2 protein-coding genes are annotated in these 11,025 nt (G+C 74.3%); both read left to right on the top strand.

The features are described from left to right. On the top strand, nt 1-2,620 hold a 2,620-nt coding region (locus AC0693_RS38450), incomplete at its 5' end, for an SDR family NAD(P)-dependent oxidoreductase (protein WP_478804581.1). 21 nt (nt 2,621-2,641) lie between these two features. Then, nucleotides 2,642-11,025, top strand: an 8,384-nt coding sequence (locus AC0693_RS38445; RefSeq protein WP_478804580.1) for a type I polyketide synthase, incomplete at its 3' end; no start/stop codon positions are given.

Here is an 11,025-nt window from a genome sequence, read left to right as displayed (position 1 = left end):
CGGGATCGGCGCTCTGGAGGCCGCGGGCGTGACGACGTACGTCGAACTCGGCCCCGACGGTGTCCTGTCCGCCCTCGGGCAGGACTGCACCACCGATGCCGCCTCGGCCTTCCTGCCCGCCCTGCGCGCCGGGCGCCCGGCCGCCGAAACCCTGGCGACGGCGCTCGCCCAGATCTTCACCCGCGGTGTCCCGCTCGACTGGCAGGCGTACAGCGCCGCCGCCACCACCGGCGCCGCCCAGTGGCTCGACCTGCCCACCTACGCCTTCCAGTCCGTACGTCACTGGCCGGAGCCCGCCACCCGGGGTGACGCCGCCCCCACCCGGGAAACCTCCGCCGACGCCCGGTTCTGGGAAGCCGTCGAACGCGGTGACCTCAGCGCCCTCGCCGGGGAATTCGAGACCGGCGCGGACCGGCCGCTGAGCGCGGTCCTGCCCGAGCTTTCCGCCTGGCGGCGCGAGCAGCGGGCGCAGGAGCAGGCCGACGCCCTCCTCTACCGCGTGGTCTGGCAGCCCCTGCCCCGCACGGGCCAGGGCGCCGTCACCGCCACGGCCGGGACCTGGCTGGTGCCCGTCCCCGCCGCCGAGGCGGACGATCCCTGGGTGCGGGCGCTGACCGACCGGCTCACCGCCGGCGGAGCCCGCCTGCTGACCCTGCCCCTCGACACGGCCGACACCGATCCGGAGGTCCTGCGGGCGCGTCTGACCGAGCGGCTCGGGCACGGCGCCGCGACCGCCGCCGCACCGGTACGCGGCGTCCTGTCACTCCTCGCGCTGGACGAGCGGCCCCACCCCGATCACCCCGCGGTGCCCGTCGGCCTCGCCCTGACCGCCGCCCTCGCCGAGGCGCTCACCGGCCCGGAGGCCGAGCGGACCGGCTGCGGCGACGCCCCCCTGTGGTGCGTCACCCGCGACGCCGTCGGTGCCGCTCCCGGGGACCCGCTCGACGGCGCCGCCCAGTCCCGGGTATGGGGTCTGGGCCGGGTCGTCGCCCTGGAGCACCCCGACCGCTGGGGCGGCCTGGTCGACCTGCCCGGCACGTGCGACGAGCGCACCCTGGCAGGACTGGCCGCCGCACTCACCGGCAGCGGCGACGAGGACCAGCTCGCGCTCCGTCCCGCCGGTACCTTCGTACGGCGCCTCGTCCACGCCCACGTGGCCGGCGACCCCATCCCCCGGTGGACCCCGCGCGGCACCGTGCTCATCACCGGCGGTACCGGCGCCCTGGGCCGCCACGTCGCCCGGCGCCTGGCCGAGCGGGGCGCGCAGCACCTCGTGCTCGTCAGCCGCAGCGGCGCCGACGCCCCCGACGCGGACCGGGTCCGCGCGGAACTCGAAGCACTCGGTGCGGCCGTGACCCTCGCCGCCTGCGACGTCACCGACCGGGAGGCCCTGGCCGCCCTCGTCGCGGGCCTGGCGGCCGACGGCACCCCCGTCCGCGCCGTCGTGCACGCCGCAGGCGTCTCCCAACCGCCCGGCACCGGCACCGACCTGCCCGGCTTCGCCCGGGTCGTCACCGCCAAGACCGCCGGGGCCGTCCACTTGGACGCCCTGTTCGACACGCCGGACTCCCTCGACGCGTTCGTCCTCTTCTCCTCCATCGCCGGAGTCTGGGGCGGCGGCGGACAAGGCGCCTACGCGGCGGCCAACACCTTCCTCGACGCGCTCGCCGAGCGCCGCGCGGCCCGCGGACTCGCGGCCACCGCCGTCGCCTGGGGACCGTGGGCCGACGGCGGCATGGCCACCGAGGGCGATGCCGAGGAGCAGCTCAGCCGGCGCGGGCTGCCGCCCGTCGCCCCGGAGACCAACCTGCTCGCCCTCGAACGCGCCCTCACGAGCAGGAGCGCCGCAGTCACCGTCGCCCGCGTCGACTGGGACCGCTTCGCGCCGGTCTTCGCCGCCGCCCGGCCCCGCCCGCTCATCGGCGACCTCCCCGAGGTCCGCGCGACCCTGCTCGCACAGGCGCCCACGGGCGGCACCGCCGGAGCCGTGGCCGCTGATCCGTCCGAGGCCGTCCTGGAGCGGCTGGCCGGACTCTCCGGCGACGACCGGGACACGGCCCTGCTGGACCTCGTACGCGACCACGCCGCGGCCGCGCTGGGACACCCCTCCGCGGACGCCGTCGCCGCCGACCGGGCCTTCAAGGACCTGGGCTTCGACTCGCTGACCGCGGTCGACCTGCGCAACCGCCTCGGCGCCGCCTGCGGCTTGCGGCTGCCGTCCAGCCTGGTGTTCGACTATCCCAACCCGCAGGCCCTCACCCGGCACCTGCTGCGCACGCTCTTCCCCGAGGGCGGCGCCGGAGCCGGGGCGGCGGGCGCGGACCTCGACACCGACCCGCAGGACGCGGAGCTGCGGCGGACCCTGGCCACCATCCCCCTCGGCCGGATCCGCGAGGCCGGGCTCATCGAGGAGCTCCTGCGACTCGCCGACCCCGGCACCCCGGACGGAGGGTCCGGCCACGGAGCCGGCGAGGGGGACGCGGCGGGGGACTCCCTCGGCTCCCTCGACTCCATCGACGAGATGGACCTCCAGGACCTCCTCGATCTCGCGCTGGACGGCGGATCCGGTCCTGACGACAACACCCCTCCCGGCAACACCACCAGCAACAGCAACGTCTGACGTGCCCGAAGTGCGGAGTAAGTGATGAGCACCCCTAACGAAAAAGTCGTTGAAGCGCTGCGGGCCTCCCTCAAGGAAGCCGAGCGGCTGCGCCGCCGGAACCAGGAGCTCACCGACGCCTCCCGCGAGCCCATCGCGATCGTCGGCATGAGCTGCCGCTTCCCCGGAGGAATCAGCTCGCCGGAGGAGCTGTGGAAGCTCGTCGAGAGCGGCGGCGACGCGATCTCGGGCTTCCCCTCCGACCGGGGCTGGGACGTCGAGTCGCTGTACGATCCGGACCCCGACCACCCCGGCACCACCTACGCCCGCGACGGCGGATTCCTCTACGAGGCCCCCGACTTCGACCCCGCGTTCTTCGGGATCTCACCGCGCGAGGCCCTCGCGATGGACCCCCAGCAGCGCCTGCTGCTGGAGACCTCCTGGGAGGCCTTCGAACGGGCCGGCATCGACCCGGCGACCCTGCGCGGCAGCCGAACCGGTGTCTTCGTCGGCGCGTCCGCTAACGCCTACGGCGCCGGCTCGGGCGAACTGCCCGAGGGAGTCGAGGGACACCTCCTCACCGGCACCGCCTCCAGCGTCGTCTCCGGCCGCCTCGCCTACGTCTTCGGCCTGGAAGGCCCCGCCGCCACCATCGACACCGCCTGCTCGTCCTCCTCCGTCGCCCTGCACATGGCCGTCCAGGCCCTGCGGCAGGGGGAGTGCTCGCTGGCCCTGGCCGCGGGCGTCACCGTCCTCGCCGGACCGGAGGTCTTCGTCGAGTTCAGCCGTCAGCGCGGCCTGTCACCCGACGGCCGTTGCAAGTCCTTCGCCGAGGCGGCGGACGGCACGGGCTGGTCCGAGGGCGTCGGTGTCCTCCTCGTGCAACGCCTCTCCGACGCCCGCCGCAGCGGACACCGGATCCTGGCCCTCGTCCGCGGCTCCGCCGTCAACCAGGACGGCGCCTCCAACGGGCTGACCGCACCCAACGGCCCCGCCCAGCAGCGCGTCATCCGCCAGGCCCTCGAATCCGCCCGCCTGACCGCGGCCGACGTCGACGCCGTCGAGGCCCACGGCACCGGCACGACCCTGGGCGACCCGATCGAAGCCCAGGCGCTGCTGGCCACGTACGGGCAGGACCGCCCGGAGGGCCGGCCGCTGTGGCTCGGCTCCCTGAAGTCCAACCTCGGCCACACCCAGAACGCCGCGGGCGTCGCCGGCATCATCAAGACGGTCATGGCGATGCAGCACGGAGTGCTGCCCAGGACCCTGCACGTCGACGAGCCGACCTCCCACGTCGACTGGACCGCCGGAGCCGTCTCGCTGCTCACCGAGCAGCAGCCGTGGCCGCAGACCGGGCGCCCGTACAGGGTCGGCGTGTCCGCCTTCGGCGTCAGCGGCACCAACGTCCACACCATCATCGAGCAGGCCCCGGAGTCCGACCGGAGCGAGGAGCCGGCGTCGCCGTCCGCGGCCGCGCCGGTCGTTCCGTGGCTGCTCTCGGCCAAGGGCGGGGACGCCCTCCGCGCGCAGGCCGAGCGCCTCCTCGGTCACGCGGCCGAGCACACCGGGGAGCGTCCGGTGGACGTCGCCCGGGCGCTGGCCGTGGGCCGGGCCTCCTTCGAGGACCGGGCGGCCGTGGTCGCCACGGATCGAGAGGGCCTGCTGGCCGGACTCGCCGCACTGGCGGAGGGCGGCACTGCCGCAGGGGTGGTGAAGGGCGCGCCGAGGCTCGGGAAGACCGCGTTCCTGTTCACCGGGCAGGGCAGCCAGCGGCTCGGGATGGGGCGTGAGTTGTACGACGCCTACCCGGTGTTCGCGGACGCGCTGGACGCGGTGTGCGCGCGCATGGACGGCTCGCTCGAACTTCCGTTGAAGGAGGTGTTGTTCGGCGGGGATGCGGTGGTGCTGGATCGTACGGAGTATGCGCAGCCGGCGTTGTTCGCGGTCGAGGTGGCGTTGTTCCGGCTGCTGGAGTCGTGGGGTGTGAAGCCGGACTTCCTCGCCGGTCACTCCGTGGGTGAGATCGCGGCCGCGCATGTGGCGGGTGTGTTCTCCCTGGAGGACGCGTGTGCGCTGGTCGCCGCGCGCGGGCGTCTGATGCAGGCGCTGCCGGGTGGCGGGGTGATGATCGCGATCCAGGCCGCGGAGGACGAGGTCCTGCCGCTGTTGTCCGAGCGGGTGAGCATCGCTGCGGTCAACGGTCCGCAGTCGGTGGTCGTGGCCGGTGACGAGGACGCCGTGCTCGCGGTGGTGGGGGTGTTCGCCGACCGGAAGAGCAAGCGGCTCACCGTCAGCCATGCGTTCCACTCGCCGCACATGGACGGGATGTTGGAGGACTTCCGTGAGGTGGTGGCGGGGCTGGAGTTCGCCGCTCCGCGGATCCCGGTCGTCTCCCACCTGACGGGTGCGCTGGTCTCGAATGAGATGGGTTCGGCGGAGTTCTGGGTGCGGCACGTCCGTGAAGGCGTTCGCTTCCTCGACGGTGTCCGGACGCTGGAGGCGGCAGGGGTCACCACGTACGTCGAACTCGGTCCTGACGGTGTGCTGTCGGCTCTGGCCCAGGACTGCACCACCGTCGAGGGCGCCGTCTTCGTGCCCGTCCTGCGCAAGGGCCGTCCCGAGGCGGAGACCCTCGTCACTGCGCTCGCCCGGGCCCACGTCCACGGCGTCCGGGTGGAATGGACCGCTTTCTACGCGGGCACCGGCGCCCGTCGCGTCGACCTGCCGACCTACGCCTTCCAACGCCAGCGCTACTGGATCGAGCCCGGCACCCGCGCGGGGGACGTCACCGCGGCGGGCCTGGAGGAGGCCGCGCACCCGCTCCTCGGCGCGGCCGTCGCCCTCGCCGAATCCGACGGCTTCCTCTTCACCGGTCTGCTGTCCGCCGCCGCCCACCCCTGGTTGGCCGACCACAAGGTCATGGGCAGCATCCTGCTGCCCGGCACCGCTTTCGTCGACCTCGCGATCCGCGCCGCCGACCAGTTCGGCTGTGGCCTCGTCGAGGAGCTGACCCTCGAAGCCCCGCTCGTCCTGCCCGAACGGGGCGGCGTACAGATCCAGATGCACGTGAGCGCCCCCGACGCAGACGGAAGCGGCAGACGCGCCTTCACCGTCTCCTCCCGCGCGAAGGACGGCTCCTCCGACGAATCGTGGACCCGCCACGCCGGCGGCGTACTGGCCCCCACGGCCGCCCCCGCCCCGGCATCCCCCCTGGCGGGGGAGTGGCCCCCGACGGGCGCCGAACCCCTCGCCACGGACGGCCTGTACGCCGACCTGGCCGAGGTCGGCATGGGCTACGGTCCGGCCTTCCGCGGTCTCACCGCCGCCTGGCGCCACGGCGACAGCGTCTACGCCGAGGTCGCCCTGCCCGAGCAGAACGCCGCGGCGGCACGCGACTTCGGCCTCCACCCGGCCCTGCTGGACGCCGCCCTGCACACCCTCGGTCTCGGCGTCCTGGGCGGCGCCGAAGGCGAGGGCCGCCTCCCCTTCGCCTGGAGCGGAGTCACCCTCCACGCCGGTGGCGCCGACGCCCTGCGCGTACGCCTCACCCCCATGGGAGAGGACGGCGTACGCCTGGAGATCGCGGACGCCACGGGCGCGCCCGTCGCGAGCGTCGACTCCCTCGTCCTGCGGGCCGTGTCGGCCGAGCAGGTGCGGGCGGCCCGCACCGCCCACCACGAGTCGGTGTTCCGCACCGTTTGGACGGAGCTCGCGCGGCCCGCCAACACGGACATGGCGCACGAGGGCCGTTGGGCGGCCGTGGGCACCGAGGTCCCGGCGGCCCTCCATGCCGAAGGGATCGACCACTACGCGGACCTCGCCCAGCTGGCGGCCGCCGTCGGCGCCGGAGCGCCCGTACCGGACGCCGTGTTCGTCGGCTACGGACAGGCCGGCTCGGCCTCGGAGGACCCCGCCGCCCCGGAGCTCTCCGTCGAGTCCCTGCACCGGGCCGCGCACCACGCCCTCGTCCTCGCCCAGACCTGGCTCGGCGACGACGCCTTCACCGGCGACCGGTTCGCCACCAGCCGCCTGGTCGTCCTGACCCGCGGCGCGGTCGCCGCCATCGACGACCCCGAGGCCGCCGACGTGCTCACCGACCCGGTGCACGCCGCCGTCCTCGGCCTGCTGCGCTCCGCCCAGGCCGAAGCCCCCGACCGGCTGTTGCTCGTCGACACCGACGGCACCGCCGCCTCCGCCCGCGCGCTGCCCGCCGCCCTCGCCTCGGGAGAGCCACACCTCGCCGTGCGGGCGGGCACCCTGCACGCCCGGCGCCTCACCCGCGTCGCCCGGGACACCGCCGACGAACCGACGACCGGCCCGGGCCGCCCCGCGTACGCACCCGGGGCGACCGTACTGATCACCGGCGCGGGCGGACTCCTCGGTGGCCTCGTCGCCCGCCGCCTCGTGGCCGAGTACGGCGTGCGCCACCTGCTCCTCGTCGGCCGCCGCGGCGGCACCACCCCCGAGGCGCAGCGGCTCGCGGCCGAACTCACCGACGCGGGAGCCGCGGTGACGTGGGCCGCATGCGACGTCGCCGACCGCGAAGCGCTGGCCGCGCTCCTGGCCTCCGTACCGGCCGAGCACCCGCTCGGCGCGGTCGTCCACACCGCGGGTGTCCTCGACGACGGCGTGATCGGCTCCCTCACCCCCGAGCGCCTCTCGGCCGTCCTGCGCCCCAAGGCCGACGCCGCCTGGCACCTGCACGAACTGACCCGGGACCTCGACCTCTCCGCCTTCCTGCTGTTCTCCTCCATCGGCGGTGTCTTCGGCGGCGCCGGCCAGGGCAACTACGCTGCCGCCAACGTCTTCCTCGACGGCCTCGCCCAACACCGCCGCTCCCTGGGCCTCCCGGCCACCTCCCTGGCCTGGGCCCTGTGGGCCGACGGCAGCGGCATGGCCGGCAGCCTCACCGACGCCGACATCAGCCGCATGACCCGCGCCGGTCTGCCCCCGCTCACCACGGCGCAGGGCCTCGACCTCTTCGACCTCGCCCACCGGATCGACGAGCCCGCACCCGTCCTGATGCGCATCGACCCCGCAGGCCTCCGCGGTCAGGCCCAGGCCGGAACCCTGCCGCCGCTGCTCCGCGGCTTCGTACGGGTCCCCGCGCGCCGGTCGGTGGGCGGCGCGTCCGCCGCCGCCTCCGGACTGCGCCAACACCTGGCCGGACTCCCGGCCGCCGAACAGGACCGGGCCGTCCTCGACCTCGTACGCAAGCAGGTCGCCGCGGCCCTCGGACATCCGAGCGCCGCCTCCGTCGAGCCGGGCCGCTCCTTCAAGGAACTCGGCTTCGACTCCCTCACCGCCGTCGAGCTGCGCAACCTGCTCGGCGAGGCCACCGGCCGCCGCCTGCCCGCCACCCTCGTCTTCGACTACCCGACGGCGACAGCTCTCGCCCAGTACCTGCGCGAGGAGCTGATCGGCGACCTGGCCGACGGCGCGGGCACGGGGACCGGTGCTCTCGGCTCCGGACAGCCGGCTCTCGGCCCGGGCGCCGCCGGCGCCGACGACGACCCGGTCGTCATCGTCTCGATGGGCTGCCGCTTCCCCGGCGGCGTCCGCGGCCCCGAGGACTTGTGGCAGCTGCTCGTCGAGAGCCGCGACGGCATCACCGCCTTCCCCGCCGACCGCGGCTGGGACCTCGACTCCCTCTACAGCGACGACCCCGACCGCGAGGGCACCAGCTACGTTCGTGAGGGCGGCTTCCTCCACGAGGCGGCCGACTTCGACGCCGCGTTCTTCGGCATATCGCCCCGCGAGGCCCTCGCCATGGACCCGCAGCAGCGTCTGCTGCTGGAGACTTCCTGGGAGACCTTCGAACGGGCCGGCATCGACCCGACCGCCCTGCAGGGCAGCCGAACCGGCGTGTTCGTCGGCTCCAACGCCCAGGACTACCTTCAGCTGTGGCTGAACGACGGCGACGGCCTGGAGGGCCACCTCGGCACCGGCAACGCCGCCAGCGTCGTCTCCGGCCGCATTTCGTACACCTTCGGTCTGGAAGGGCCCGCGGTCACCCTCGACACGGCCTGCTCCTCGTCGCTCGTCACCCTGCACCTCGCTGCCCAGGCCCTGCGCCGCGGCGAATGCTCGATGGCCCTCGCGGGCGCCGTGACGATCATGTCCACCCCCGGAGCGTTCACCGAGTTCAGCCGCCAGCGCGGCCTCGCCCAGAACGGCCGGATCAAGGCCTTCGCCGCGGCCGCCGACGGCACGGTCTGGGCCGAGGGAGTCGGCCTGCTCCTCCTGGAGCGGCTCTCGGACGCCCGCCGCAACGGGCACCCCGTCCTCGCCGTCGTCCGCGGCACCGCGATCAACCAGGACGGCGCGAGCAACGGCCTCACCGCCCCCAACGGCCCCGCCCAGCAGCGCGTCATCCGCGAGGCCCTCGCCGACGCGGGTCTGACCGCCGGGGACGTCGACGCGGTCGAGGCCCACGGCACGGGCACCAAGCTCGGCGACCCGATCGAAGCGCAGGCGCTGCTGGCCACGTACGGCCAGAACCGCCCCGCCGAGCGACCGTTGCTGCTCGGCTCGGTCAAGTCCAACATCGGGCACACCCAGGCCGTCGCCGGTGTCGCCGGTGTCGTCAAGATGGTCATGGCCATGCAGCACGGGGTGCTCCCGCAGACCCTGCACGTCGACGAGCCGACACCGTTCGTGGATTGGTCCGCCGGTGACATCGAGCTGCTGACCGAGCAGCGGGCCTGGCCGGAGACCGGCCGGCCGCGCCGCTCCGGCATCTCCTCCTTCGGCTACAGCGGCACCAACGCCCACGCCGTCCTCGAACAGGCACCGCGCGAGGCCGACGAGGAGACCCGGCCCGAGCCGGGCCCCGCGGGGGACCCGGCACCGGCCGTCATCCCGTGGCTCGTCTCCGGCCGCACCGCGGCCGCACTGCGCGCCCAAGCCGACCGTCTGCGCACGACCGCCGCCGACCTGGTCACCACCGCGGGAACCCGCGGCGCCCTCGACCTCGGCCACACCCTGGCCGTGCACCGGGCCGCCCTGGAACACCGCGCGGTCCTCCTCGGCGAACCCGCAGCCCCCGAGACGCTGCTCGGCTGGCTGGAAGCCTTGGCCGCAGGCGAGCAGGTCCCGGGCCTGGTGCGGGGCTCGGTGGCGGGGGGCGCGCTGGCGTTCCTGTTCAGCGGGCAGGGCAGCCAGCGCCTCGGGATGGGGCGCGAACTGTATGCCGCCTTCCCGGCGTTCGCTGTCGCCCTGGATGCGGTGTGCGAGCAGTTCGAGCCCGAGGTGCCGCTGAAGGGCGTCCTGTTCGGAGACGACGAGGCCGTCCTGGATCGTACGGAGCATGCGCAGCCCGCGTTGTTCGCGGTCGAGGTGGCGTTGTTCCGGCTGCTGGAGTCGTGGGGTGTGCGGCCTGACTTCCTCGCCGGTCACTCCGTGGGTGAGATCGCGGCTGCGCATGTGGCGGGTGTGTTCTCGTTGGAGGACGCGTGTGTGCTGGTGGCTGCGCGGGGGCGTCTGATGCAGGCGTTGCCTTCGGGTGGTGTGATGGTGGCGGTGCAGGCGTCGGAGGACGAGGTCCTGCCGCTGCTGTCCGGGCGGGTGAGCATCGCCGCCGTCAACGGTCCCACGTCGGTCGTGATCGCGGGTGACGAGGATGCCGTGCTGGCGGTGGTGGCTTCGTTCGCCGGCCGCAAGACCAAGCGGCTGACGGTCAGTCATGCCTTCCACTCCCCGCACATGGACGGAATGTTGGATGAGTTCCGTCAGGTCGTGGCGGGCCTGTCGTTCGACAAACCCCGGATTCCGGTTGTCTCCAACCTGACGGGTGCGCTGGTCTCGGACGAGATGGGTTCGGCCGACTTCTGGGTGCGACACGTCCGGGAGGCGGTTCGCTTCCTCGATGGTGTGCGGGCCCTGGAGGCCGCGGGTGTGACGACGTACGTCGAACTCGGTCCGGACGGTGTGCTGTCGGCGCTGGCCCAGGAGTGCGTGACGGCTGCTGCCGGGTTCGTGCCGGTACTGCGGTCCGGGCGACCGGAGGCGGAGACCGCGGTCACCGCTCTGGCCAAGGTCCACGTGCGCGGTGTGGCCGTGGACTGGTCCGCCTTCTACGCCGGTACGGGCGCCCGACGGGTGGAGCTGCCGACGTACGCCTTCCAGCGGCAGCGCTACTGGCCGGAGAACGTCCTCTCCCACGACGCGAACGCCCCCGCCTTCGCGGTGAACGCGGTCGACGCCCGGTTCTGGGACGCGGTGGAGCGCGGCGACCTCGCCGCCCTGATGTCCGAACTGGAGGTGGGCGACGACGCCGGCTTCAGCGAACTCGTCCCGGCCCTGTCGGCGTGGCGCCGTCAGGCGGAGCAGCAGTCGGAGGTCGACGGCTGGCGGTACCGGGTGTCGTGGAAGCCGCTGGCGGCTGTGTCTGCTGGTGGGCTGGATGGTGAGTGGTTGGTCGTGGT

This window comes from Streptomyces sp. NPDC043876 (genome assembly GCF_056435825.1).
Note: the sequence above shows the minus strand (reverse complement) of the source record. Positions and strands in the feature narration are given on the sequence as shown.